This is a genomic window from Mesorhizobium sangaii, assembly GCF_014207355.1.
GTDB lineage: Bacteria > Pseudomonadota > Alphaproteobacteria > Rhizobiales > Rhizobiaceae > Mesorhizobium > Mesorhizobium sangaii.
This window is the reverse complement of the sequence record NZ_JACHEF010000003.1, coordinates 833,230-857,531: the sequence shown is the minus strand read 5'-3', so window position 1 is coordinate 857,531 and position 24,302 is coordinate 833,230. Positions and strand designations below refer to the sequence as shown.

Sequence of the window (24,302 nt, the reverse complement as noted above, 5' to 3'; positions counted from 1 at the left end):
CTCAGTTGTCAGCCATTGGCTTCTGCCACCAACCGCCCGTCCAGTCTATCTCGTGGATCTCGGCTTTGATGCCGTTGCGAGTGCGGTAGTCGTCGACCGCTTGCCGGCATGGCCCAAACGCCATGTCATCGATGATCGCGAACCCGCCGGGCGACAGCCTTGGATAAATCGCTTCGAGGCTGTCCATCGTCGACTCGTACATATCGCCGTCCAGTCGAATCAGGGCGAATGGACCGGCTTTCAGGCCAGGCAAGGTGTCCCCGAACAGGCCTTTGACGAAGACCACCTGGTCGTCCAGGAGGTCATAGGCGGCAAAGTTGGATTCGACCTGTGCCTGATCAATCGCAAGCTGCCGGTACTCGTGCAGCCTGTCACCCAAGTCAGCCGGAAAATTCTCGGGGTCCGGCGGTGGCAAACCGTCGAACGAGTCCGCGACATACACCTTCCTGTCCGTGATCCCGTTGGCGGCCAGCACGCCTCTCATGAGGATGCAGCAGCCACCGCGCCAGACGCCGGTCTCGATCAAATCCCCGGGCACGTTCTCATTGATGACTCGCTGGACGAGGTCGCGCACATTTGTCAGGCGCCTGACGCCCGCCATCGAGTGCGCAACCGTCGGCCAATCGCGACCCACGAGGCGATCCTCGCGATTAAAGGGGGTCGACTCTCCGATTTTCGAGGGATCGATCACCTGCGAACCAGAGCCGTAGATCGTGTTGGCGATGATCTTGATCAGGAGATCAGTATAGAGGCGGTTCATCGTCGACCTTTCAAGGCGCGCAACAGTTCCATGGCGAAATACGCTGTTGCGGATATCCAGCCGAAGTGCAACAGGATTTGCGCGATCCAACCCGTCGCGCCATGCAAGTGAGCGGCGAATAATTGTCCAATGGGAGCCCCTGAATGCTAACCGCCAATCAAGCGATGGGCATGATCGAGACGCTCGACATTGCTGTTTTCCAGGTCGATACCGGAAGCACGCTCAGTGACCGCACAAGTTTCCTGCGCGTGCAGAACTTCGCGCGATCGACGCTCGGCCGCTACGTCTATCTCGAGGTTGGTTCGGATATCGGCGGCAGCCTGTTGCCGCATTTGATCGATCCGGCCTGCGAGGCGGTGATATCGGTCGATCTGCGGCCGGCGACCCAGCCCGACGAACGTGCCGAGGTTTTTCACTACCCTGACAACACGGCGGCCCGGATGGTTGCCTTGCTGTCGGACAAGCTTCCGCCCGACGCAATGGCCAAGCTGACCACCATTGATAGCGACGTTTCCGATGTGCCGCCCCAGTCGATCGAGCCCAAGGCGACGCTCGCGCTGATCGACGCGGAGCACACCAACACGGCCTGTTTTTCGGACTTTGTCGGCGTTCTCGGGCTGATGAAGCCGGACTGCATCATTTCCTTCCACGACGCCAACCTGATCGCGGATGCCATTGTCAATGCGGAGCGCTTTCTCGATCATCTCGGCATCGAGCATGAGACGGCGTTCCTTCCCGACACCGTGGCAGTCATGGGCCTCGGCAGGCTCGCATCCGCGGTCCGGGATCAGCTCCAGCCTCATGCCTTGGACCGGGAGACGTCCCTGGACCGCTGGCAACGGCAGCTGTGGTCTCACATAGCCAGCGTGCACTCGCGGCAAAACGATGCCGAGCTGGAGCACCTGCGCTCGGACAATTCGCGGCTGGTCGAGGAGGTTGAACGTGCGCGACAGACGACCCGGGACGCGCAGGCTCGCGAGGATGCCATAACCTCCAGCACGACCTGGCGCGCATCCGCCCCGGTAAGGGCGGTGGTCGATTGCATCAAACGCGGCTTAGCGCGCTAAACTAGCGAATCACCGGCTTTCCGCGGGTGACACGAAAGCCAGGGCGATAGAGGCGGGTGAATGGATATCTTTGGTATCAAGGCGCTGTTGATCTGCGCGCTGATCTTCATTCCGTTCGAACATCTGTTTGCCGAGCGGCCGCAAAAGATCCTCCGCGATGGCTTTGCCGTCGATGTGATCTACCTGCTGTTCAACAGCTTCATCGTAAAGGCAGCCGTCGTCTTGATGGCCGCCGGTGTCCTCGGCCTCGCGGCAATGCTTGTCCCGCAATCGATAACGCAAGCCGTCGGCGGCCAGCCCGTCTGGCTACAGGTTGCGGAAATCATCCTGATCACCGATCTCGGCGTCTACTGGGCACATCGCGCCTTCCACAAAATCCCTGCGCTTTGGAAGTTCCATGCCATTCACCACGGCATCAAGGAGTTGGACTGGCTCGGTGCTTTCCACTCTCACCCGGTCGACATCATAGTCACGAAGGCAATATCACTGATGCCGGTCTTCTTCCTTGGTTTCTCGGAAGCCTCGATCGCCATCTTTTCGATCATCTATTTTTGGCACACGATGCTGGTCCATTCGAACATACGGATTTCGTTCGGCCCCTTGAAGTGGCTGATCGCCAGCCCGCAGTTCCATCGCTGGCACCATGCCAATCAGCGCGAAGCCTATGACAAGAACTTCGCCGGGCAGTTGCCCTTCCTCGACGTGATGTTCGGCACCTACAATGCCACCGGCGACAAGGTGCCGGAGAAGTACGGCGTCGATGATCCGGTCCCTTCGACCTACTTTGGCCAGGTCGGCTATCCGCTCCAGCCCCGCAGGCAGCGATCGAATCCAACAGCATCGAGCACCGAAGCGGAAGGCTGACGTCGCAAGGCATCGCGACAGGTTTGCTTCCACCTTCGCGAGCGCCGGTATGGTTCTTTGAAAAAGAAAACCCCACCGGCAGGGACCAGAGGGGTCATCTTGGGAGGACGCGCGTCACGCTGCGTTCGTCAATCGCGCATTGGTTAATTATCGCGCGATTGCGACACTGATGCGACACAAGCGCATCAGTCGTCTCTAATATTCCGGACGGCGGCCTCACTTTTTCATGATCAAAGGCTGCGGTGCCGGGCTCGCAGGCTTCCATGTCCTCAATGGAGAGCCGTTCGGCAAAGGAGACTGTCTCCTGCTGTGCGCCGGCAGGAAGGCTTTTTGCGCCGAATCGGCTAAACCTTGGCTATGAACGAGACCTCACTTTATGCGCCGGTGAAGCGGTTCCTCGAAGGCCTCGACTTCGTCGTCAAGGGCGAGATCGGTGGCTGCGACATCGTCGCGTTGCGCGACGGAGAGCCGCCCATCGTCGTCATCTGCGAGCTGAAGCTCCAGTTCAATCTTGAACTCGTGCTGCAGGGCGTGGACCGCGCGACGGCCTGCGACGAGGTGTGGCTGGCCGCGCGCATGTCGGCTCGGGGAAAGGGACGCGAAGGCGATGCGCGGTTTCGCAATCTCTGCCGCCGGCTTGGCTTCGGCCTGCTTGGCGTGACCGCGAGCGACCGGGTCGAGGTGCTTCTCAGTCCGATCGCCGTGGCGCCGCGCAAGAATGCGCGCCGGCGCTCTCGCCTGGTCGACGAGCACCAGCGCCGTCGCGGCGATCCCGTTGCGGGAGGAGGATCGCGCAATCCGATCATGACCGCCTATCGCCAAAGCGCGCTTGCCTGCGCCGCCGCCATGGCGGATGGACCCAAGCGCCCACGTGATCTGAAGGCGCTGACGCCGATCGCGCCAAAAATTCTGCGGCACAATGTCTATGGCTGGTTCGCGCGCGTCGATCGCGGCCTCTACGATCTCACGGATGCCGGCCGTGCCTCGTTGGTCCGTTGGCCGCAGCCGTCGCATGATGAATCTCGACACGCAATTTTGAACGCAACGGCCATTTGATTGAAGTCGCCTGGGGGGTTCGGGGCCCTCCCCTTGGTTGATTTTTCCGACAAAATATGATGCTTGTCCCACCCATGAAGAAGCTCTGCATGATGGGCCTGGCGTCCGTGACACTGGGTTTTGCGTCCGTGACACTGGGTTTCCCGGTCAACGCAATGGACAACGCTTTGCGCGCCGGCCTGTTGAAACTCGATCCCCAAACCCGTCTTGAACAGCGTTGTGACGCTGAGGTGCTCGACCGGATCACCCATGACGATCGCAAGTTCAAGGCGGATCGCGTCGTCGCCTACGCCTTCGCGACTCCAGAGATGGGCGCCGATGCGATCAGAAGTCCGGGTGCTGCGTTTCGCAGCAAAGGGCAATGGTACCGGCTGAAATTCAAGTGCCAGACGGCGCCCGACCATATGGAAGTCCTGCAACTCCGCTATCGGATCGGCGACGAGATTCCGGAAGCCGATTGGGCAAAGTATAATCTCTACGATTGATTTGCGGTCGGGCGCGGTGGTTCTGCCGGGCTACCCGCGAGCGCCCCGGATTCCTCAACGCGGCCTCAGTGCAAAGACAGTTTGATCACGCCATCGTGAGTGATCGCTTGACGCCAAGGGACCGCCAAGTTAGGGCCGTCCTGGATAATCGACGAACACTCGGCAAATCAGCAAGGGCTTCTGGTCGATGGACATTTTCAGCGCTGCCAGCCTGACCGCCCTGCTCCAGGTCATCGCCATCGACCTCGTGCTGGCTGGCGACAACGCGATCGTCATCGGCCTTGCCGCTGCTGGCCTGCCGGCCGAACAACGCAAGAAGGCGATCCTCATCGGTGTGCTGGCGGCAACGGTGCTGCGCATCGGTTTTGCCGCGGTTACCGTCAAGCTGCTGGCGATCGTCGGCCTGCTGCTGGCCGGCGGCATCTTGCTGCTGTGGGTCTGCTGGAAGATGTACCGCGAGCTGCGCACGTCCCATGCCGACGAGCTCGAAGCGACCGAGGCGCTGTCGAACTCCGATCTCAACAGCGACAGGATGGTGGCCGGCAAGACGAAGCGCAAGACGCTCGGCCAGGCGGCATTGCAGATCGTCGTCGCCGACGTGTCGATGTCGCTCGACAACGTTCTGGCGGTCGCGGGTGCCGCGCGCGATCATTTTCCGGTGCTGGTCATCGGCCTCGTGCTATCGATCGCGCTGATGGGGCTTGCCGCGACTTTCATTGCCAAGCTGCTGCATCGCCACCGCTGGATCGCCTATATCGGCCTGCTGATCATTCTCTATGTGGCCGTGGACATGGTCTATCGTGGTGCGGTGGAAGTCTGGCCGCATGTAAACAACGTGGTCAGCTAGGCCGCCTGCCGGCTGCTTCTTCGATCCGGAAAGCAATGTCGCGAGCGCAATCGCCGTGCGTTTTGCCGCATCGAAGGCGTGCCCATACCAATGCCGCAATAAGTGTGGTACTGCGCCGGCAATCCTGAAAAGCCCGGAAACCCTATATGTCCGCTCCTCGCGTGAGTTTTGTCAGTCTTGGATGTCCGAAAGCCCTTGTGGATTCGGAACGCATCATCACGCGCCTGCGCGCCGAGGGATATGAGATCGCGCGCAAGCATGACGGTGCCGACCTTGTCGTGGTCAACACTTGCGGTTTTCTCGATTCCGCCCGCGACGAGTCACTCAATGCCATTGGCTCGGCGCTGTCGGAAAACGGCAGGGTCATCGTCACCGGCTGCCTTGGTGCGGAGCCGGACGTCATTCGCGAGAGGCACCCTAATGTGCTGGCGATCACTGGGCCGCAGGCCTATGAGAGCGTGATGGCCGCCGTGCATGAGGCGGCGCCCCCGTCGCACGATCCCTATATCGACCTGCTGCCGCCGCAAGGCGTCAAGCTGACCCCGCGCCACTACGCCTATCTCAAGATTTCCGAAGGCTGCAATAACCGCTGCACCTTCTGCATCATCCCGGCGCTGCGTGGTGATCTCGTCTCGCGGCCCGCGGCCGATGTGCTGCGCGAGGCCGAGAAACTGGCCAAGGCCGGCGTCAAGGAGATCCTCGTCATCTCGCAGGACACCAGCGCCTACGGCATCGACATCAAGTACCAGACCAGCATGTTCGGCGACCGCGAAGTGCGGGCGAAATTCCTCGATCTTTCCGAGGAACTGGGCAAGCTCGGCATCTGGGTGCGCATGCACTACGTCTACCCCTATCCGCATGTCGCCGACGTCATCCCGCTGATGGCCGACGGCAAGATCCTTCCTTATCTGGACATCCCGTTCCAGCATGCGTCGCCGCAGGTGCTGAAGAACATGCGCCGGCCCGCCCATGGCGAAAAGACCCTCGAGCGCATCCGCGGCTGGCGCGAGGTCTGCCCGGATCTCGCCATCCGCTCGACCTTCATCGTCGGCTTTCCCGGCGAAACGGATGATGATTTCGAGATGCTGCTCGACTGGCTCGACGAGGCCAAGATCGACCGCGCCGGCTGCTTCAAATACGAGCCGGTCCGCGGCGCCCGCTCCAATGACCTTGGTCTCGAACAGGTCCCGCAGGAGATCAAGGAAGCACGCTGGCACCGCTTCATGCAGCGCCAGCAGAAGATTTCGGCAACGCAGCTTGCCAAGAAGGTCGGCAAGCGCCTGCCGGTGCTGATCGATGAGGCGCACGGCACGTCGGCAAAGGGCCGCACCAAATACGACGCGCCCGAGATCGACGGCTCGGTGCATATCCAGTCGCGCCGTCCGCTGCGCGCCGGCGACATCGTCACCGTCAAGATCGACCGCGCCGATGCCTATGACCTCTTCGGTTCGGCGGTCTGACGCGGCCCGTATTTACTACACCTGGCGATAGTTCGGCCCGCTTAGTCCGTTCAGCCGCGATCCGCAGTATGGTTTCCAGACCGTAAATGCGGAAATTTGGATGGGACGTTAGACCTGCCAGGCGGGATTACATCGCGACGCTGGACCTGCTCAGGCTGGCGGCGGCGCGGGCCGTCGTGCTGTTTCACTATTTCTTTCACGGCGCGGCCGCCGAAGGCTTCCTTGGCGAGGGATATCCACAAGCCGCGCCGTTCGGCATCCATGGCTATCTGGGCGTCAATCTGTTCTTTCTGATCAGCGGGTTCGTCATTGCCCGGTCGGCGGAAAACCGGCACGGGGACCAGTTCGCGATTGCACGCTTCGTTCGCCTCTATCCCGGTTTCATGATTTGCATGACGATCACTTTCGCGATTGTCTTGCTTGCCGGCACACCGCTGCTTCCGGCCTCTTTCGCCCAGTATGCCGCCAATCTGTCGATGTTCGCGCCAGCCTTCGGCCAGCCCTTCGTGGATGGCGTCTACTGGTCGATCGTTCTTGAACTGGTTTTCTACGGTTGTGTGACGCTGGCCCTGTTCACCGGGCTCTTCCAGAGACGCAAGCTGGAATTGATCTTCGTCTGGCTGGCGATCTCGGCCTTGAACGAAGTCTTCCTCGGCAGCGGCGCGGCGAGGCTGCTGTTCATCACCGAGTTCGCGCCGTTCTTCGCCGCCGGTGTGCTGGTCCACCACCTCCACGCACATGGCCGTTCCCCGCCCGCCTTGCTGCTGCTCGCGGCGTCGTTCCTGATCTCATGCGGCACACTGTCCGTGACGCAGCACTGGATGCAGGACCGCTATGGCATTGCCGTTTCGTCGGCCAATCTCGTCGTCGCCAATGTCGTCATGCACGCGACCTTGATCGGCGCGGTTTTGTTGCGTCATCGTGTGCGATCCTCGGCGCTTACCCCGGCGCTGGGCGGGCTGGCCTACCCGCTCTATCTCCTGCACCAGAACATCGGCTATCTCGCCATCAATGCCGCAACTCCCCTGGTCGGCAAATGGTTCGCCGCCTTTGGCTGCATCGCTCTCATGCTCATTGTTTCGTGGGCGATCTGGAGCACCTGCGAACGACCGGCTCAGCGGCTGCTCAGGATTTGGCTGGGCCGCGCGGTCGATGTCGGATTGGCGAGGTTTCGTCCCACCCAGGGCGCGACGCAACCCGCCGAATGAAAAAGGGCGCCCTGCGGCGCCCCTCTCCTATTTGGTATCTCGCACCGCTTACTGCGGCAGCTTGTCGTCGACGCCCTTCACGTAGAAGTTCATGCCGAGCAGCGTACCGTCATCGGCGACCTCGCCATCCTTCAGCCACGGCGTACCGTCCTGCTTGGCGACCGGTCCGGTGAAGGGGTTCCAGCCGCCGGCGATCTTCTTTGCGGTGGCTTCCGCCATCGCCTTCACGTCGTCGGGCATGTTGGTGAAAGGCGCGAGCTTGACCGCCCCGTCCTTGATGCCGAGCCAGACATTGTCCGGCTTCCAAGTGCCGTCGAGGGCCGCCTGGACCCGGCTGATGTAGTACGGACCCCATTCGTCGGTGAGCGAGGTCAGCGCCGCGTTCGGCGCAAACTTGATCATGTCCGAGGACTGGCCGAAGCCGTGCAGCTTGCGCTCCTCGGCCACCTGCAGGGCGGCGGTAGAATCGGTATGCTGGACGATGATGTCGGCGCCCTGGTCGAACAGCGCCTTGGCGGCGTCGGCTTCCTTGCCAGGATCGAACCACGAATTCACCCAGACGATCTTGGCCTTGAAGTTCGGGTTGATCGACTGTGCGCCGAGCATGAACGAATTGATGCCCATCACCACTTCGGGGATCGGGAAGGAAACGATGTAGCCGGCAACGCCAGCCTTCGATTCCTTGGCGGCGATCTGGCCGAGCACATAGCGGCCTTCATAGAAACGCGCATTGTAGATGCCGAGATTGTCACCGGTCTTGTAGCCGGTTGCGTGCTCGAACATCACCTTCGGGAATTTCTTGGCGACCTTCACTTCCGGGTCCATGAAGCCGAAGGAAGTGCCGAAGATGATCTTGCAGCCTTCGCGCGCCAGTCGCTCGAAAGCACGGTCGGCATCGGGGCCTTCGGAGACGTTTTCGAGATAAGCGGTTTCGACCTTGTCGCCGAGCGCCTTCTCCACCTCGAGACGACCCTGGTCGTGCTGGTAGGAATAGCCGAAATCACCGATCGGGCCGGTGTAGACCCAGCAAGCCTTCAATTTGTCGGCTGCCTCTGCGGACGCCGCCAGCGAAACTGCCGCTGTCGTGGTCATCAGGGCAATAAGCAGTTTTTTCATTGTGTTACCTCTCTGTGTTAAGCCTTGGAGCTTCCCGTTTGTTTTTATTGTCAACGATCCGGAACGAATGGCTGCCCCAAGGAAGCCGGTGTGTTCATCATCGTCAGACGCTTGTTGCGCGAGATTAGAACGAGAACCACGACGGTTGCCAGATAGGGTAGCGAAGAAAGAAACTGTGACGGCACTGGAATGCCAAAAGCCTGTGCATGAAGCTGGCCGATCCACACCGCGCCGAAGATGTAGGCGCCGGCCAGCACCCGCCATGGCCGCCACGACGCGAACACCACCAGCGCCAGCGCGATCCAGCCGCGACCGGCGGTCATGTTCTCGACCCATTGCGGCGTGTAGACCAGCGACAGATGGCCACCGGCGAGACCCGCACAGGCGCCGCCGAAGATCACGGCGAGATAGCGATAGCGGATGACCTGGATGCCCAGCGCATGGGCCGACGTATGGCTGTCGCCGATCGAGCGCAGCGTCAGTCCGGTACGTGTCTTGAACAGGAACCACATGACGGCCGCGGTCAGCGCAATCGAGATGTAGAAGATCGGATCCTGCCCGAACAGAAGCCTGCCGACGACGGGGATCGAGGTCAGGCCGGGAATCTCGAGGTTAGGCAACCGTTCGCCGGGCTGGCCGACAAAACTCGTTCCCATCATGCCGGAAAGGCCGAGGCCGAGCAGCGTCAGCGACAGGCCGGTCGCCACCTGGTTGGTGGCCAGCGACAGCGTCATCACGGCAAACAGCAACGAGAACACCGCACCCATGGCGATCGCCGCCAGCAGGCCGATCCAGGGTGATCCGGTGAGATAGCTGGCGCCGAAGCCGCCGACGGCGCCCATGATCATCATGCCTTCGACGCCAAGATTGAGCACGCCGGAGCGCTCGACCACCAGTTCGCCGATCGCGGCGATCAACAGCGGCGTTGCCGCCGTGGCGATGGTCAGAAGGATGTTTATGGTGATGTCCATCAACGGGCTTCCTTCAACTTTGGCGCGGCTTCGAGTTTCGCAGCGCTTTCCGGTTTGGTCAGCGCCAGGCCGATCAGGCGAATGCGGTAGTGAATGAGTGTGTCGCAGCCGAGCACGAAGAACAGCAGCATACCCTGGAACACCCGCGCCACCTTGTCGGAGATGCCGAGCGCGCTTTGCACCGCTTCACCGCCGAGATAGGTCAGCGCCAGCACCAGGCCGGCGGCGACGATGCCGAGTGGATTGAGGCGGCCAAGGAAGGCCACGATGATGGCGGTGAAGCCGTAACCGGGCGAAATGACAGGCTGCAGCTGGCCGATGGCGCCCGAGACTTCCGAGATGCCGGCAAGGCCCGCCAAGGCACCCGACAGCAGGAAGGCGAAGAACACCATGCGGTTGAGGCCGAAGCCGGCGAAGCGCCCTGCCCGCGGGCTTGAGCCCAGCACGCGGACTTCAAAACCCTTCAGCATGCGGCTCATCAGGATCCACACCAGCACCGCGGCGACCAGCGCGAAGACAAATCCCCAGTTTGCCCGTCCGGCATCCGGCATCAGTTCCGGCAGGACGGCCGAGTCGTTGAACTGAATGGTCTGCGGGAAACCATGGCCCTGCGGGTCGCGCCATGGTCCGCGCACCAGCCAGTCGAGGAAGAGCTGGGCGACATAGACCAGCATCAGGCTGGTCAGGATCTCGTTGGTGCCGAAGCGCGTCTTGAGCAGAGCCGGGATCGCCGCATAGGCGGCACCGCCGACCATGCCGAGCAGCAGCATCAGCGGCAGCACCAGCGGGCTTTCGAACTGCGGAAACAGCACCGGAATGATCGAGCCGACAATGCCGCCAAGGATGAACTGGCCTTCGGCGCCGATGTTCCAGATGTTGGCCTTGTAGCAGACCGACAGGCCGACAGCGATCAGGATCAGCGGCGCCGCCTTGATCGCCAGTTCATGCAGCTGCCAGACCTGGCTGACCGGCTCGATGAAATAGATCCGGAAAGCGGTCAACGGATTGACGCCGAGCAACGCGAACATGATGGCGCCGGCGATGATTGTCAGCGCGAAGGCGAGGAATGGCGACAGGGCCGAGAACAACGCGGAGCGCTGCGGGCGTTTGACGAGTTCGAGGCGCATCATGCCGTCTCCAGCGTATGTTCGGCGTGGCCGGGCTCGGCGCCGCCCATCAGCAAGCCGACCTTCTCGAAGGTCGCTTCGGCGATCGGCAACGGCTTGGACAGCTCGCCATTGTGCATGACCGCGATCGCATCCGATATCTCGAACAGCTCGTCGAGATCCTGGCTGATCACCAGCACCGCCGAGCCGCTGCGCGACAATTCGATCAACGCCTGGCGGATGTGGGCAGCGGCACCCGCGTCGACGCCCCAGGTCGGCTGGTTGACCACCATGACGCTTGGCCGGCGATCGAGTTCACGGCCGACGATGAATTTCTGCAAATTGCCGCCCGAAAGTGCCGCGGCCTCCGGATCCGGCGCGCTCTTGCGCACATCCATCGCCACGATGATGCGTTGGGCGGCGCTGTAGATGGCGGCGCTCTTGACCATTCCGCCGGCGCCGACAAACGCCTTGCCGTCGGTGGCGTGGCGCGACAGCAGCAGGTTCTCGGAAAGCTTCATGCGCGGCGCGGCACCGTGGCCGAGGCGCTCTTCCGGCACGAAGGCAGCGCCCAGCAACCGGCGTCCGGTGATGGTGAGGCCACCCGCATCCTTGCCACGGATGCGTACGGAAGCAGCATCCTGCTGCAAGACCTCGCCCGAGACGGATTCGAAGAATTCGCCCTGGCCGTTGCCGGCGACACCGGCAATGCCGATCACCTCGCCGGCGCGGACGTTCAGGCTGATGCCCTTGAGCGGTATGGAGAACGGCGTTGCCGGCTTGCGGGTGAGGTTGCGGATTTCGAGCAGCGGCTGCGCCTTGTCGATCCCCTCGACCGGCGCACGCACCACGGCCTGCACTTCGTTGCCGACCATCATGCGGGCCAGCGACGAGGCTGTTTCCTCACGCGGATTGCAGTGGCCGACCACCTTGCCATGCCGCAACACGGTGGCGCGGTCGCAGATGCGTTTGACCTCTTCAAGCCGGTGCGAAATATAGAGGATGGATTTGCCTTCCGAGCGCAGACGCTCGAGCGTCTCGAACAGCTTGTCGGCCTCCTGCGGCGTCAGCACCGAGGTCGGCTCGTCCAGGATGATGAGCTGCGGCGTTTGCAGAAGGCAGCGGATGATTTCGATGCGCTGGCGTTCGCCGACCGACAGGTCGCCGACCAGCGATTCCGGATCGAGCGGCAGGCCGTAGCTGTAGGAAAGCGCCCTCGCCTTTGCCGCGATGCTGCTGATCGGTGAACCGTCATCCAGCGACAGCGCGATGTTCTCGGCCGCGGTCAGCGCCTCGAACAGCGAGAAGTGCTGGAACACCATGCCGATGCCGAGCTTTTTCGCCGCGCCCGGGCTGGAAATCCTGACCGCCTGGCCGTTCCAGAAAATCTCGCCGGAATTGGGCTCCAGCGAACCGAACAGCATCTTGACCAGCGTCGACTTGCCGGCGCCGTTTTCGCCGAGCAAGGCGTGGATTTCACCCCTAGCGATGTCGAGATCGATGTGATCGCACGCCGTCAGGGTGCCGAATATCTTGGTAAGACCACGGACCTCGAGCAGGTTCGTGCCGTCCTGATTTGCACTCACAGTGCCTCCCATCTGGTTAGCCAGATATGTTCTGTGTTCCCGCAAGCATGGTAGGCGCGGCCTGCTCTCATCGGAAAGCGGCACACGTCTTGAAAGAGCTTCAAGAATTTCAGCGGAAATTCAAGGGATAGCAAGGCACAAGGGACTAAGGGATGAGAATGGTGGTCCCTTTTGTCCTGCGGCCCTCGAGGTCGGAATGCGCCTTGCCGGCGTCCTTGAGCGCGTAACGCTGGTTGATCTTGATCTCGATGGCGCCACTGAGCACGACCTCGAACAGGGCCGCGGCGGAGGCCTCGAGGTCCTCGCGTTTCGCATTGTAGACGAACAAGGTCGGCCTTGTGGCGAACAGCGAGCCCTTCTGGGCCAGCAATGACATGCTGAACGGCGGGATCGATCCCGAGGACTGGCCGAAGCTGACGAACATGCCGAGCGGCTTGAGGCAGTCGAGCGACGCCGGAAACGTGTCGTTGCCGACCGAATCGTAGACGACGTCGCATTTCCCGCCACCGGTGAGAGCGGCGACGCCGGCAACGAAATCCTGCTCCTTGTAGTTGATGACGTGATCGAAGCCGTGCGCCTTGGCGAGCTCGATCTTGTCGGCCGAGCTGGCCGTGCCGATGACGGTCGCGCCGAGATATCTAGCCCATTGCCCGAGGATCAGCCCGACGCCGCCGGCCGCGGCATGAAACAGGATCGTGTCGCCTGCCTTCACCTTGAAGGTGCGCCGCAGCAGATACTCGGCGGTCATGCCCTTCAGCATCATCGCGGCCGCCTGTTCGTCGCTGATGCCGTCCGGCACCTTGACCACGTAGCCGGCCGCAATGACGCGTTGCTCGGCGTAGGCGCCGCCGACATTCGTCGCATAGGCAATGCGGTCGCCCGGCTTCAGCCAGTCGACGTCCTGGCCGACTTCCAGCACCACGCCGGCAGCCTCGCTGCCCGGAACCAGTGGAAAGCCGCCAGGCGGCGGATAAAGGCCGGTGCGGTGATAGACATCGATGAAATTGAGGCCGATCGCTGTATGCCGGATCAGGATCTGCCCTGATCCCGGACGGCCGGGATCGGTGTCCTCATAGGTCAGGACTTCCGGGCCACCATTGGCGTGGATGCGGATCGCTTTGGACATGGGCTGAACTTCCTTGGACTGATCAGGCTTTTTTGGCACCGAGATTTGGAAAGAACTGCATGACGCCCCCGATGCAGGCAAGGTAGAGCCCAGTAATGCTGATGCCGATCTTGGTGAAGGTGCTGACCTGTTCGCCCAGCACGCCGATCTGATCGTAGAAGGCAGCGAGTGCCGCCTGCGCCAGCGCCAGCGCGCCGAAAGCGCACCACAAAAGCGTCATCGCGAGATTGATGCGTCGCAGCCGCACCACCCGCACCGGATGGATGAAATTGATCGGCACGAAAGTCAGAATGCCGGCCACCACCACCACCGCGAACGAAACCCATTGTCCCGGCTCGATGACGAACAACGTGAACACCACCATGTTCCAGACTACGGGGAATCCCTTGAAGAAATTCTCCTTCGTCTTCATGCCGGTGTCGGCATAGTAGATGGCGCTGGAGACGACGATGATCGCCGCCGACAGGAATGACAATCCCTCGCCCATGAAGCCGCGCTGGTAAAGCGCGAAGGCCGGGATCAGGACGTAGGTCACATAGTCGATGATGTTGTCGAGCATTTCGCCCGACCAGGTCGGCAGGATTTCCTTGACCTCGAGCTTTCTGGCGATCGGCCCGTCGATGCCGTCGACGAACAATGCCAGCCCCAGCCACCAGAACATCGCGGTCCAGCGCTGTTCGCTCGCCGCCACCAGCGACAGGAAGGCCAGGAACGAGCCCGAGGCGGTCAGCAGATGGACGGAGAACGCCCTCGCTTGCGGCCAGGTGACTTTCTTCTTCGGCCGCGGAATCCGATCCGTCAACTTCTTGGCCGTGTTCTTCCTGGCCGTTGTGTTTTTGCTCACGGGCCCCGCCAATCCAGCTTGCAGATCTCGGCCGAACGGCCGGCAAAATTCCAGTTTCGGCCGAAAGCCCGCATCTTGCTCTTGTCGGACCTGGCAACGATGATTTCAGGCGCGATCCAGTATTCCGAATTGCTGATCACCGTATCCTTGTCTCGGTCCTTACCGGGGATCGGCGTGACCGCCCCGTCGATGATCTTCGGTATCTGGAAGATGCGTGTCCTATCACGCGTCTCATAGGTGATCGGCACTTGTTCGACACCGAGGAATTTGCCGACAAGTATGGAGAGCAACGATGTGGTCCCACCCGCCTTGCCGGTGATAATCTTGGTCAGCGCCTTGACCGCATAGACCGAGGCGCGCTTGTCGATGAACAGGCCAGCGGTCCAGTTGCCGCGGCTCATATAGCCGGGGATTTCCATGATCAGTCCGAGATTGAGCCCCGACAGGTCGACCTCGCCGAAATGGCCGGCGTCGATGCGGAAGCCGGCCCAGGTCTGGCAATAGCCTTCGGTCGGCGGATGACTGCCGAGCGACAGCACGCAAGGGCAAAAAACCGTGCAATTGCAGGAGAGTACGAGCTCTCCCTTCATTGCCCAGCTCTGGTCTGACATCGATTTCCCCCCACTCATCGCGAGACTACTAGCAGCGCTGCTGCCCAGACAAGCAGTATCGCACCGGCCAGCCGGGTTGGAACCCTGCTCGCCGTCTGTTTTTCGATCAGGGTGAACAGCCCGATCAACGCCATCCAGAAGACGTTCATCACCCCAACGGCGAACATCACCAGCATCAACGCCCAGCAGCAGCCGAGGCACCACAAGCCTTGCGCGAGGCCAAGCCGGAAGACGCGGATGGGCCTCGCGCTCCAGTTCGCGAACAGGATCGAGAACGGGTTCCTGCATTTCTTCAGGCAGGCTTCCTTCAGGCCGCTGAATTGGTAGAGGCCCGCAATCAGCAGAGCGAGCGCGCCGGCAATACCGACGACGGGGTCGAGCATCCCGCTGGGCAAGGCGGATGCATGAATGGCCAAGGTCAGCACCGCGAATATCATCGAGGCAGCGAGCCAGACACCAAGGTAACCGGCAACCAGCACCAGTGGATGGACGACCGGCTCGCCCTTGATGCGAGCCGTATCGGCGATCTCGCAATAGGTGCGGATCATCGGTGCGGCCGAAGGCAGCATGGTGGCGATCGCCATCAGGAACCACATCAGGATGAGTGCGCCGGCTTTGAGGCCGAGGCTTCCGTCGAGCGGCGTCGGCGACAGGCAGAGCGCGAAGAACCGCTCCAGGAAATCCGGCAGCGGCAATCTCGGCAGGCCGCGCAGAAGCGCGTCGCCAGGGGCGCTGACGCCGGCAATCCGCCCTTCGGCGCTGCGGATTGCCATCGCGGCAAGCAACAGCCAGGCAAGCAGGATACATGCGCCGACAATGACGTTCACCGTCACGCGGGGGCTGCGGGCTATGTTCGCAATGGCGCGGCCGGCGCGGTCGAGATGGCTGAAATCGTCTTGCTGGCCGGTCATGACATCCGAATGAGCCGAATCGCCGCGTTGATCAAGCGGCATGAATTGACCTATATGCTGGATCGACTGGCAGGTCGGGTGGGCTGCCTCGCATTGCTAGCCGGAAGCCGATCTTGGAGCATCGAGAAACTGCGCGGATACTGGTTGCTGGCACGGGGCCGGCAGGGCTGATCGCGGCGCTCGCTTTCGCCGACGCCGGTTTCCCGGTGACGCTTGTCGGGCCCGAAGCTTCTGCCCCCGATGGCCGCACGACGGCCCTGATGAACCCCGCTCTGCAAGTGCTTGCGCGGCTGGGCGTGCTCGAAGACATCAAGCCCAAGGCGGCGCCCTTGAAGGTGATGCGTATCGTCGACGCGACCAGCCGGTTGATCCGCAGCCCCGTCGTCACCTTCCGCGCCAGCGAGATCGACGAAGACCAGTTCGGGCTGAACCTGCCCAACAGCGTCCTCAATCCCGCGCTCGCCAGCACCGTTGCCACGCATGCCGGCATCGACTGGCGACGGTCGATGGTGGCAAACTGGCATCTCGATGCCGAATATGCCCGTGCCGTCCTGACCGACGGCAGCACGGTAGACGCTTCCCTGGCGGTCGCCGCCGACGGACGGTTGTCACCGGCGCGGCAGGCGGCCGGCATCTCGACCTCGGCTCGCTCCTACCCGCAGGCAGCTCTTGTCCTCAATTTCCGTCACAGCGGCGATCATGCCTTCACCTCGACCGAATTCCACACCGAGACCGGTCCGTTCACGCAGGTTCCGCTGCCCGGCAATCGCTCGAGCCTGGTCTGGGTGGTGAAGCCTGAGACCGCAACGGAACTCGCCGCGTTGGACGATGCGACGCTTTCCGTGCGCGTCGAACGGCAGATGCAGTCGATGCTGGGCCGAGTGACGGTCGAGCCGGGCCGGCAGATCTATCCGCTTTCGGCGGTTACGCCGCTGCGTTTCGCGCGGGAGCGTGTGGCGCTCGTCGGCGAAGCCGCCCACGTGTTTCCGCCGATCGGTGCGCAAGGCCTCAATCTCGGTATCAGGGATATCGACGATCTGGTTGGTATCGCTGGAGAAAATCGCACCGACCCCGGCGCCGCCAAGGCCCTTGCAGCCTACGATTTCAAACGCCGCCCCGATATTCTGGCGCGCAGCAGTGCGGTCAATCTGCTCAACATGTCGCTGCTTTCCGACATGCTGCCGGCGCAGATGGCCCGTGTTGCCGGGCTCGGCGTGCTCGGTGGTTTCGCGCCGCTTCGCGCCTTTTTCATGCGCGAAGGGCTTCGTCCCGGCAGCGGCTTCGCAGCGCTGGCCGGCGGCCTGCGAAAGCCGGCGCGCTGATAGCGATCTTCCGAGCATTCCGCCAATCCGCGCCCTCGGCGAATGTCGACATCGGCGGCATGCGGCAAAACCTTTTCGCCGCGTCCTGCGTAGCTTCAAGGCGCGACCAAAACGCTTCGGGATTGAATTGATGCCCAGTGTGCGCCAAATAAGTCTAAGGAATTCAGTGGTGAGTACGATGAAAACAGCCAAATTCGCGATCGGACAGGTGGTTCGCCACCGGCTGTTTCCCTTCAGGGGCATCATTTTCGACGTCGATCCCCAGTTCGCCAACACCGACGAATGGTACGAAGCGATCCCCGCCGACGTGCGGCCGCGCAAGGATCAACCCTTCTATCACCTGCTCGCCGAGAATTCGGAAACCGAATACATCGCCTATGTGTCTGAGCAGAACCTGCTCGAGGATCAGTCGGGCGAGCCGGTCCGGCATCCGCAGATCAAGGAGATGTTCGACAAGAGGCCGGACGGGCGCTACGAGCCGAAACGGCAGTCGAGGCATTGACCCACCAAACGACAGACGCAAAAAAAGCGGGGCATGCCCCCGCTTTTTTATTAGGCCGAAAAGAATCGGCTGATCAGTTGGCGGTCTTCGCCTTGTCCTGCTCTTCCTTGAGCTTCTTGGCGAAATCCTGGTTGTTCTTGGCGACGAAGTCCTGGAGCTTCTTCTGCCGGTCTTCGATATCGGACTGCTGCAGCGGCGGGCCGTCATAGGCGCCGCTGAAACCCTGCAGGGCGATCTTGATCGGGTTCTGCTGGTTCTGGAAATTGACCGACGTCAGCGTGATCGCCTGGCCCTTCTTGAAGGCACCGACGAGCTGGTCGGTGAGCGGAACTTCGGCCACGCAACGATCCGGGAAGCAAATGACGTAATCAAGCTTCACGGCCTTGCCGGTATCGATCTGCAGGCCAATGCCGGGAGGCACCAGACGGCCGGTCGGCACCGTCACCTGGAACACCTTGCGGTTCACCTTGCCCTTCAGCTCGATCAGGCTGACGCCGGTGATCAGCTGGCCGTTGCCGGCCGTGGTGATGTTCTGGACGTTGCAGATGTCGACGTCTTCCTGCTTGGTGCAAGCCTTGAACCAGCCTTGCGGAATCTGCTGTTGCTGCTGTGCGGAAGCAGCGGGAAGCCCTGCGCCCAGAAAGCCGACCACGCCAGCGGCCATGACCGACAGGCGGTACGCGTTGCTGTTCAGGCTCGTCATGTCGTGCACTTCCTCTCAAATGATCCCGGGACCGGCTTCTTCGCGCCGTGTGGTCCAGCTACCTGTTGCCAAAATGAGGCAACAGAATGACTTCGGGGGGCGTGTTACACTGCAAGCGATGTCGAATCCAGCCCGCCACTTGTAATTCTTGATGACGCCATTGGCCGGCACGCAGTTGCCTCATGCTAGGGTGCGCACCGAATCATCAAGCCGACCCAGTAAGGAGACGGTCATGGGCCGCGTTCTTGTTTGGCTGATCACCGCGATATCGTTTCTCGCCCTTTCGCATCAGCCGGCCGCGTCGGAGCCGAAGCACGCCATCGCCATGCAGGGCGAACCGGCTTTGCCGCCCGACTACACGCATTTCGACTACGTCAATCCGGACGCGCCGAAGGGTGGCTCGATCACCTATTGCGTCGTCGGCAGCTTCGACAATCTCAATCCGTTCATCCTCAAGAGCCTGCGCACGACAGCGCGCGGCATGATGGACCAGAATTACGGCAATCTCGTCTTTGAGCCGCTGATGCAGCGCAACTACGATGAGCCCTTCAGCCTGTATGGCTTGCTCGCAGACACCGCCGACATGGATCCCGAGCGCAAGAGCATCGAGTTCCATCTCAACCCAAAGGCCAAATGGTCCGACGGCCAGCCGGTGACGCCGGAGGATGTGCTGTTCACCTACGATGTCTATACCGACAAGGGCCGCCCACCCTACAGCGCCCGGATGAGCCTGATCGCCAAGCTCGAAAAGACGGGTGACCACAGCGTGCGCTTCACTTTCAACGACAAGGCCAATCGTGAGACGCCCCTGATCATCGCGCTGACGCCGATCATACCCAAGCATGCCTTCGACAAGGAGACGTTCGACAAGACGACGCTGAAGCCATTGATCGGCAGTGGCCCCTACACCGTTGCGCAGGTACAACCTGGCCAACGCATCGTTTTCAAGCGCAACCCGGACTATTGGGGCAAGGACGTCCCGGCCAAGCGCGGCTTCGACAATTACGACCAGATCACCATCGAGTATTTCCTCAACGCCAACGCCAAGCTCGAAGCGTTCAAGAAGGGCCTTTGCGCCATCGACGACGACGGCGATCCGGTCAAGCGCGAGCGCGACCTCGATTTTCCGGCCTTCCACAAGGGCGACGTGGTCGCCGAAACCTTCGACACCGGCATTCCGCCGGTGGTGACCGGTTTCCTGTTCAACATGCGGCTGCAGAAGTTCGCCAACCCGGTGGTGCGGCGTGCACTCGGCATGCTCTACGACTTCGAATGGGCCAACAAGAACCTGTTCGGCGGCAAATACGCGCGCGCGATGAGTTATTGGCAGAATTCCGAGCTTTCCGCGCTCGGTCATCCGGCTGACGACAGGGAAAAGGCGCTTCTGGCCCCCTACCCCGGCCGTGTGCCGGCCGATGTGATGGATGGCACGTACCGGCCACCGGTCACCGATGGTTCAGGGCAGGATCGCAAGGTGCTGAAAGCGGCCTTCGATCTCTTGAAAAGCATCGGTTATCACGTGCAGGACGGGACCATGCTCGATCCCGATGGCAAACCGTTTGGCTTCGAGATTCTGGTTGCTTCGCAGGATGAGGAGCGGCTTGCCGGCATCTATCAGCGCACCCTGGAGAAGATCGGCATCGACGTCACCATTCGCAGCCTCGACGGCGACCAGATCCAGTCGCGCAAGCAGCGCTTCGATTTCGAGGCGCTGATCGGATCGAGCGGTTTCAACAATTCGCTGTCGCCCGGCATAGAACAGCTTGGACGCTGGGGATCCGAAGCGGCCAAGGCCGAAGGCTCGTTCAATCTGGCCGGCGTCGCCGATCCGGCGGTTGATGCGGCGATCGACGCGATGCTGCGCGCACGTTCAAAGGAAGACTATGTCGCGGCCGTCAGGGTTCTCGACCGGCTGCTGATCTCCGGCAACTACATGGTGCCGACGCAGTACAACACGCAGCAATGGATTGCGTACTGGAACTACCTGGAACATCCGCAAAAGACGCCCATATTTGGGTATCAACTGCCAAGCTGGTGGCGCAAGCCGAACTGAGGATTTCGGGAGATCGAGATGAGTGAGCTGAACGCCGTCACCGTCGACGTGGTGTCCGATGTCGTTTGTCCATGGTGCTTCATCGGCCAGAAGCGGCTCGACAAGGCGATATCAGCTGTCGGCGATACCGAGGTGCATGTCCGCTGGCGCCCGTTCCAGCTCGATCCGACCATTCCGCCGCAAGGCGAGGATCGCCGCGAATATATGCTGGCCAAGTTCGGCAGCGACGAGCGCATCCGCGAAATCCATGCCCGCATCGAGCCGCTGGGTGAAGCCGAAGGCATCTCGTTTGAGTTCGACGCCATCAAGGTGGCGCCGAACACGCTCGATGCGCACCGCCTGATCCGCTGGGCGGGTGCCGCCGGCGAAGCCGAGCAGAACCGGCTGGTGCGCCGCCTGTTCCAGCTGAATTTCGAGGAAGGCGTCAACATCGGCGACCATGCCGTGCTGGTCGAAGCCGCGCGCGAGGCCGGCATGGACGCATCCGTGGTGGCGACGCTTTTGCCGACCGAGGCCGACGTCGAGGAGGTTCGCACCGAGATCGCCACCGCGTCGCGCATGGGCATAACAGGCGTGCCGTGCTTCCTGCTCGAAGGCAAATACGCGGTCATGGGCGCACAGGACGCCGATACTCTGGCCGATGCCATCCGTCAGGTGGCCGCTGCCAAGGCGCGCGGCGAATTGGAAAAGGTTGGCTGAGACCGGCTATCTGCCCTTATGCGGCGAGAGCCGGCGTCACTTCACGGTCACCTTGGCCTTGCTGATGAAAAATCCATGGCCATTCGTGGCCGTGCAGGTCAGTCCCTTGGTCGACGATTCGCACGAGAATGGCCCTGCGCTCCAGCTTTTGCCGTAAGCGAGCTTGGTGGCATCGCTACAGCATGACTGCTCTCCGGGGCTCTTGATCAAAGTCGCCGGCCCCTTGGGTCCCAGGATGATGGTGACATAGCTCGGCGCGACGCGGGAGCAGCTGAGTTCCGGGCCGCCGTCCTGCGGCTCATAGGTGCTGGTGCCGCCCTTCGGGGTGTAGATGCAGCCAATGTTGCCGGACGGCGTGTTGAACTCGATCTGGCCTTCCGTGCCCGCCGGGATGTTCTGCTCGGCGGCCTGCGCCAGGGGGTGCCAGGCAAGGAGGACCAGGGTTGCGGCTGCGCGTACATGCATTGGGAAGCTTCCTTGTTGGAGAACCGGACATGCATGGGTGCCGACAGTGCCCGGCAAGGTTCAATCCTGAACGAAGCAATTGTCAAACGCGGTTCCTGACCTGACCCTACAGGGTCGGATGTGCCCGCCGGCGCCGCTGCCGCAACGACCGTTTCCAGTCACTTTTCAGCCTCTGGTCAGGTCACGAACGGAAGATTTTCCGTAGATTCGGTCAGTCCGCAGTCAGGAAATTTACCAGTCCATTAGATTTTCGAGTTCACAAACCCGTGTGAAAACCTTCCCTAAGGGAAACTTCACCGATGGCCCGCCCGCGTCCATCAACAATTTGAAATCAATAGCGATATTCCATTTTTCCCGATCGGTTTGGCGGCGTTTCGGTTCGGCAATCTGTTGCCTCATGGCAACGGTCCGCCGGGGTAATCCCTTTGGCCAGCTTTAAAAATTAATAGAAAATGATCAATTGGTGTTACCATCCGTAACAAAACAAAAAAGGTTTGGGCGGGATCGTGATTCGGGTCGGTAGACCAACGCAAGAGTCAGTACCGGAAAAAACACCTCGCGATGCCGCACGGCCATCGCTTCTGACGCCGGTATCGTCGATGCGTACCTTCTGGGGGCTGATGCGGGCCTACTGGGTCTCGGACCGGTGGAAGGAAGCCTGGACACTGACGCTGGTGATCGCGCTGCTGACGGCGCTGTCGAGCAAGGCCGGTGTCTGGTTCGCCGAAGCCTCCGGCGAGTTGGTCAACTCGATCGCCTTCTTCCACGACGCCGCCAACACCACGCCGCTTCGCACGCTGTTGGTCAACGCCGGCATCCTCGTGCTGCTGGTCCTGCTCAAGGACGCCGGCTTTACCGGCATCCGCAATCTTGTCTCGGCGACCTTGCACCGCAAATGGCGCGGTTGGCTGGACAGCCGCTTCAACGAAGCATTGCTGGACAACAATCATACGCATTTTCATGCCCAGCATGCGTCGACCGGCAGCGGCGCACCGGCGCCTGACAACATCGACCAGCGCGTCCAGGAATCCATCAAGGACATGACCGGCGGCGCCATCGGGCTCGCCATGGGCGTCCTGGGCGTCGCCACCTCGCTCTATTTCGTCGGCCAGAAGCTGCTGGAAAACTCCGTCGAGGTGAAGGGACTGGAGTTCCTCGAAAGCTACGGCAGCGCCGTCCTCGCCTTCCTGGCCGTCGCCACCTATGTGCCGCTGAACACCTGGATCGCTGTCAAGCTCGGCGGCCTGCTCGAGCGCCTCAACGTCAGGATGCAGCAGGCCGAAGGAACCTATCGCGGCGAGCTGACGACGTTCCTGCGCCGCAGCTTCCATGTCGCGGCGTCCCAGGGCGAAGGCGTGCAGAGGACCATGCATGGCCGGCTCTATGTCGACATCGACGGCACATGGACGCGGCTGAACATCGTCAACACCGTCTACATGTCGTTCGAGCTGATCTACAATTTCATCGGCGCCCGCATCGTCGCCTACGGGCCCGGCCTGGTACCGTTCATCCACAACGGCCTCGATCTCAAGGGCTACATAACCGGGTCGGAGCTGGTCAATTCGCTAATCGGTCAATGTTCGTGGTTCATCCACGTCATGCCGGCCATCGCCACGCTGCGCGCCAACAGCCAGCGCGTCACCGAACTGGCCAACGCGATCGAGAACGTCCAGCATCCGCAGGAGTTCTACAGCCAGACCGGCCGCTCCGACTTCCGTTACGCCGCCCAGAACCCGGTTTTCGGCTTGACCATCCAGAAGCTCGAACTGGCGCATCAGGGCGAGGACGCCACGCCGTTCCTCAGTGCCGCCAATCTGCGCTTCCGGCGCGGCGAATGGACGTTCCTGAAAGGCGAATCCGGTTGCGGCAAGACTTCGCTGATCAAGGCGATCAACGGCCTGTGGCCCTATGGCCGCGGCACCATCGTCTTTCCCGAAGGGGTGAAGAGTTTCTATGCCGCCCAGGAGGTCAAGCTGCAGCCGGTGTCGCTGAAACAGCTGGTCTGCCTGCCGGGCTCCGAGCACGACCATGGCGACGCGCAGGTCGCGGCGGCCCTGTACAAGGCCGGCCTTGGCGACTTCATCTCGCACATGGCCGACGAAAGCCGCGAAGGCAAAAGCTGGGATCAGGTTCTGTCGGGCGGCCAGAAGCAGAAGCTGGTGGTGGCGCGCATCGTGCTGCAGCAGCCGGGGCTGCTGTTCCTCGACGAGGCGACCGGCGCGCTCGACCCCGAGGGCAAGATCGCCTTCCACCAGGCCATCAAGGACAACTGCCCCGATGTGACCGTGATCAGCGTCATGCACGAGGCGGTGGCGCCAAGATCGCTGACCGGCAGCGAATTCTACCACAGCATCGTCGCGATCGCCGACGGCGTCGCCACCAAGAAGCCCCTGGTTCCGACCCTGCCTGTCGAACTCACCACGATTCTTGTCCAGCCAAGGCCGGTCGAGGACAAATGGCTGCGCTTCTCGCGCCGGCTGAAGCAGAAGTAGCCACGCTTTGATCTCGCTGCCGCTCTGTGTGGCTGCCAGTGATCACAG

Annotated in this window: 23 protein-coding genes; 12 read left to right on the top strand and 11 right to left on the bottom strand. The window is 61.8% G+C overall.

Annotated elements, in window-relative coordinates:
* Position 1: 1 nt before the first annotated feature.
* Positions 2-760 carry a TylF/MycF/NovP-related O-methyltransferase gene (locus tag HNQ71_RS19295; RefSeq protein WP_184874246.1) on the bottom strand — a complete coding sequence of 253 codons (759 nt, stop codon included), beginning with the start codon at positions 758-760 and terminating at the stop codon, positions 2-4.
* 170 nt (positions 761-930) lie between these two features.
* On the opposite strand from HNQ71_RS19295, the gene HNQ71_RS19290 reads away from it, so the two are divergent.
* The 7 genes from HNQ71_RS19290 (at position 931) to HNQ71_RS19260 (ending at position 7,747) form a co-directional block, all read left to right on the top strand.
* Positions 931-1,827 carry a class I SAM-dependent methyltransferase gene (locus HNQ71_RS19290; protein WP_184874245.1) on the top strand — a complete coding sequence of 299 codons (897 nt, stop codon included), beginning with the start codon at positions 931-933 and terminating at the stop codon, positions 1,825-1,827.
* Between the two features lie 60 nt (positions 1,828-1,887).
* Positions 1,888-2,691, top strand: a complete 804-nt coding sequence (locus HNQ71_RS19285) for a sterol desaturase family protein (RefSeq protein ID WP_184874244.1) — start codon at positions 1,888-1,890, stop codon at positions 2,689-2,691.
* 357 nt (positions 2,692-3,048) lie between these two features.
* Positions 3,049-3,747, top strand: coding sequence for a DUF2161 domain-containing phosphodiesterase (locus tag HNQ71_RS19280; RefSeq protein WP_184874243.1), 699 nt, complete (start codon positions 3,049-3,051; stop codon positions 3,745-3,747).
* Positions 3,748-3,803: 56 nt separating this feature from the next.
* Complete coding sequence (locus HNQ71_RS19275; RefSeq protein ID WP_184874242.1) at positions 3,804-4,232, top strand: DUF930 domain-containing protein; 429 nt, start codon at positions 3,804-3,806, stop codon at positions 4,230-4,232.
* Positions 4,233-4,419: 187 nt separating this feature from the next.
* Complete coding sequence (locus HNQ71_RS19270; protein WP_184874241.1) at positions 4,420-5,079, top strand: TerC family protein; 660 nt, start codon at positions 4,420-4,422, stop codon at positions 5,077-5,079.
* A gap of 146 nt (positions 5,080-5,225) precedes the next feature.
* Complete coding sequence (gene rimO / locus HNQ71_RS19265; protein WP_184874240.1) at positions 5,226-6,539, top strand: 30S ribosomal protein S12 methylthiotransferase RimO; 1,314 nt, start codon at positions 5,226-5,228, stop codon at positions 6,537-6,539.
* A gap of 86 nt (positions 6,540-6,625) precedes the next feature.
* Entirely contained in the window at positions 6,626-7,747 is a 1,122-nt protein-coding gene (locus HNQ71_RS19260; RefSeq protein ID WP_184874239.1) for an acyltransferase family protein, read from the top strand.
* A gap of 48 nt (positions 7,748-7,795) precedes the next feature.
* On the opposite strand, the gene HNQ71_RS19255 is transcribed toward HNQ71_RS19260, so the two are convergent.
* The 8 genes from HNQ71_RS19255 to HNQ71_RS19220 form a co-directional block, all read right to left on the bottom strand.
* Positions 7,796-8,863 (bottom strand): BMP family ABC transporter substrate-binding protein, encoded by a 1,068-nt coding sequence (locus tag HNQ71_RS19255; protein ID WP_184874238.1) that lies wholly within the window; start codon positions 8,861-8,863, stop codon positions 7,796-7,798.
* Positions 8,864-8,913: 50 nt separating this feature from the next.
* Complete coding sequence (locus tag HNQ71_RS19250; RefSeq protein WP_184874237.1) at positions 8,914-9,834, bottom strand: ABC transporter permease; 921 nt, start codon at positions 9,832-9,834, stop codon at positions 8,914-8,916.
* Positions 9,834-10,964 (bottom strand): ABC transporter permease, encoded by a 1,131-nt coding sequence (locus tag HNQ71_RS19245; RefSeq protein WP_184874236.1) that lies wholly within the window; start codon positions 10,962-10,964, stop codon positions 9,834-9,836. The genes HNQ71_RS19250 and HNQ71_RS19245 overlap by 1 nt, the downstream gene beginning before the upstream one ends.
* A complete protein-coding gene (locus HNQ71_RS19240; RefSeq protein ID WP_184874235.1) occupies positions 10,961-12,538 on the bottom strand; it encodes an ABC transporter ATP-binding protein in 1,578 nt (525 codons plus the stop codon). The genes HNQ71_RS19245 and HNQ71_RS19240 overlap by 4 nt, the downstream gene beginning before the upstream one ends.
* Positions 12,539-12,671: 133 nt before the next feature.
* The gene (locus HNQ71_RS19235; protein ID WP_184874234.1) at positions 12,672-13,652 is read right to left on the bottom strand and encodes a quinone oxidoreductase family protein; all 981 of its coding nucleotides are present in this window, start codon (positions 13,650-13,652) and stop codon (positions 12,672-12,674) included.
* Positions 13,653-13,674: 22 nt separating this feature from the next.
* Positions 13,675-14,496 (bottom strand): phosphatidylcholine synthase, encoded by an 822-nt coding sequence (pcsA, locus tag HNQ71_RS19230; protein WP_184874233.1) that lies wholly within the window; start codon positions 14,494-14,496, stop codon positions 13,675-13,677.
* The gene (locus tag HNQ71_RS19225) at positions 14,493-15,107 is read right to left on the bottom strand and encodes a DUF1326 domain-containing protein (protein WP_184874232.1); all 615 of its coding nucleotides are present in this window, start codon (positions 15,105-15,107) and stop codon (positions 14,493-14,495) included. Before HNQ71_RS19225 ends, pcsA begins: the two co-directional genes overlap by 4 nt.
* A 14-nt stretch (positions 15,108-15,121) precedes the next feature.
* Positions 15,122-16,018, bottom strand: a complete 897-nt coding sequence (locus tag HNQ71_RS19220; protein WP_246461644.1) for a DUF2182 domain-containing protein — start codon at positions 16,016-16,018, stop codon at positions 15,122-15,124.
* A gap of 113 nt (positions 16,019-16,131) precedes the next feature.
* Here HNQ71_RS19220 and HNQ71_RS19215 point away from each other — a divergent pair, with 113 nt between their 5' ends.
* Positions 16,132-17,340 (top strand): UbiH/UbiF family hydroxylase, encoded by a 1,209-nt coding sequence (locus tag HNQ71_RS19215; protein ID WP_184874230.1) that lies wholly within the window; start codon positions 16,132-16,134, stop codon positions 17,338-17,340.
* A gap of 178 nt (positions 17,341-17,518) precedes the next feature.
* Entirely contained in the window at positions 17,519-17,842 is a 324-nt protein-coding gene (gene hspQ, locus HNQ71_RS19210) for a heat shock protein HspQ (RefSeq protein WP_167392389.1), read from the top strand.
* Positions 17,843-17,915: 73 nt separating this feature from the next.
* On the opposite strand, the gene HNQ71_RS19205 is transcribed toward hspQ, so the two are convergent.
* Positions 17,916-18,545 carry an invasion associated locus B family protein gene (locus HNQ71_RS19205; protein WP_095091562.1) on the bottom strand — a complete coding sequence of 210 codons (630 nt, stop codon included), beginning with the start codon at positions 18,543-18,545 and terminating at the stop codon, positions 17,916-17,918.
* A gap of 232 nt (positions 18,546-18,777) precedes the next feature.
* Between HNQ71_RS19205 and HNQ71_RS19200 the strand changes: the two genes are divergently transcribed.
* Complete coding sequence (locus HNQ71_RS19200) at positions 18,778-20,598, top strand: extracellular solute-binding protein (RefSeq protein WP_184874229.1); 1,821 nt, start codon at positions 18,778-18,780, stop codon at positions 20,596-20,598.
* A gap of 18 nt (positions 20,599-20,616) precedes the next feature.
* Positions 20,617-21,297 carry a DsbA family oxidoreductase gene (locus HNQ71_RS19195; RefSeq protein WP_184874228.1) on the top strand — a complete coding sequence of 227 codons (681 nt, stop codon included), beginning with the start codon at positions 20,617-20,619 and terminating at the stop codon, positions 21,295-21,297.
* A 36-nt stretch (positions 21,298-21,333) separates the two neighbouring features.
* Here HNQ71_RS19195 and HNQ71_RS19190 read toward each other — a convergent pair whose 3' ends face one another.
* Positions 21,334-21,762, bottom strand: coding sequence for a hypothetical protein (locus HNQ71_RS19190; protein WP_184874227.1), 429 nt, complete (start codon positions 21,760-21,762; stop codon positions 21,334-21,336).
* 599 nt (positions 21,763-22,361) lie between these two features.
* Here HNQ71_RS19190 and HNQ71_RS19185 point away from each other — a divergent pair.
* Positions 22,362-24,254 carry an ABC transporter ATP-binding protein/permease gene (locus tag HNQ71_RS19185; RefSeq protein ID WP_184874226.1) on the top strand — a complete coding sequence of 631 codons (1,893 nt, stop codon included), beginning with the start codon at positions 22,362-22,364 and terminating at the stop codon, positions 24,252-24,254.
* The last annotated feature ends 48 nt before the right edge of the window (positions 24,255-24,302 follow it).

Coding starts and splice junctions, on each gene's coding strand:
- HNQ71_RS19280 (WP_184874243.1), top strand. CDS start 3,049: ATGAACGAGACCTCACTTTATGCGCCGGTGAAGCGGTTCCTCGAAGGC.
- HNQ71_RS19190 (WP_184874227.1), bottom strand. CDS start 21,762: ATGCATGTACGCGCAGCCGCAACCCTGGTCCTCCTTGCCTGGCACCCC.
- HNQ71_RS19220 (WP_246461644.1), bottom strand. CDS start 16,018: ATGACCGGCCAGCAAGACGATTTCAGCCATCTCGACCGCGCCGGCCGC.
- HNQ71_RS19250 (WP_184874237.1), bottom strand. CDS start 9,834: ATGGACATCACCATAAACATCCTTCTGACCATCGCCACGGCGGCAACG.
- HNQ71_RS19195 (WP_184874228.1), top strand. CDS start 20,617: ATGAGTGAGCTGAACGCCGTCACCGTCGACGTGGTGTCCGATGTCGTT.
- HNQ71_RS19260 (WP_184874239.1), top strand. CDS start 6,626: ATGCGGAAATTTGGATGGGACGTTAGACCTGCCAGGCGGGATTACATC.
- HNQ71_RS19225 (WP_184874232.1), bottom strand. CDS start 15,107: ATGTCAGACCAGAGCTGGGCAATGAAGGGAGAGCTCGTACTCTCCTGC.
- HNQ71_RS19245 (WP_184874236.1), bottom strand. CDS start 10,964: ATGATGCGCCTCGAACTCGTCAAACGCCCGCAGCGCTCCGCGTTGTTC.
- hspQ (WP_167392389.1), top strand. CDS start 17,519: ATGAAAACAGCCAAATTCGCGATCGGACAGGTGGTTCGCCACCGGCTG.
- HNQ71_RS19205 (WP_095091562.1), bottom strand. CDS start 18,545: ATGACGAGCCTGAACAGCAACGCGTACCGCCTGTCGGTCATGGCCGCT.
- rimO (WP_184874240.1), top strand. CDS start 5,226: ATGTCCGCTCCTCGCGTGAGTTTTGTCAGTCTTGGATGTCCGAAAGCC.
- HNQ71_RS19270 (WP_184874241.1), top strand. CDS start 4,420: ATGGACATTTTCAGCGCTGCCAGCCTGACCGCCCTGCTCCAGGTCATC.
- HNQ71_RS19275 (WP_184874242.1), top strand. CDS start 3,804: ATGATGCTTGTCCCACCCATGAAGAAGCTCTGCATGATGGGCCTGGCG.
- HNQ71_RS19235 (WP_184874234.1), bottom strand. CDS start 13,652: ATGTCCAAAGCGATCCGCATCCACGCCAATGGTGGCCCGGAAGTCCTG.
- HNQ71_RS19295 (WP_184874246.1), bottom strand. CDS start 760: ATGAACCGCCTCTATACTGATCTCCTGATCAAGATCATCGCCAACACG.
- HNQ71_RS19200 (WP_184874229.1), top strand. CDS start 18,778: ATGGGCCGCGTTCTTGTTTGGCTGATCACCGCGATATCGTTTCTCGCC.
- HNQ71_RS19290 (WP_184874245.1), top strand. CDS start 931: ATGATCGAGACGCTCGACATTGCTGTTTTCCAGGTCGATACCGGAAGC.
- HNQ71_RS19285 (WP_184874244.1), top strand. CDS start 1,888: ATGGATATCTTTGGTATCAAGGCGCTGTTGATCTGCGCGCTGATCTTC.
- HNQ71_RS19240 (WP_184874235.1), bottom strand. CDS start 12,538: ATGGGAGGCACTGTGAGTGCAAATCAGGACGGCACGAACCTGCTCGAG.
- HNQ71_RS19185 (WP_184874226.1), top strand. CDS start 22,362: ATGCGTACCTTCTGGGGGCTGATGCGGGCCTACTGGGTCTCGGACCGG.
- HNQ71_RS19255 (WP_184874238.1), bottom strand. CDS start 8,863: ATGAAAAAACTGCTTATTGCCCTGATGACCACGACAGCGGCAGTTTCG.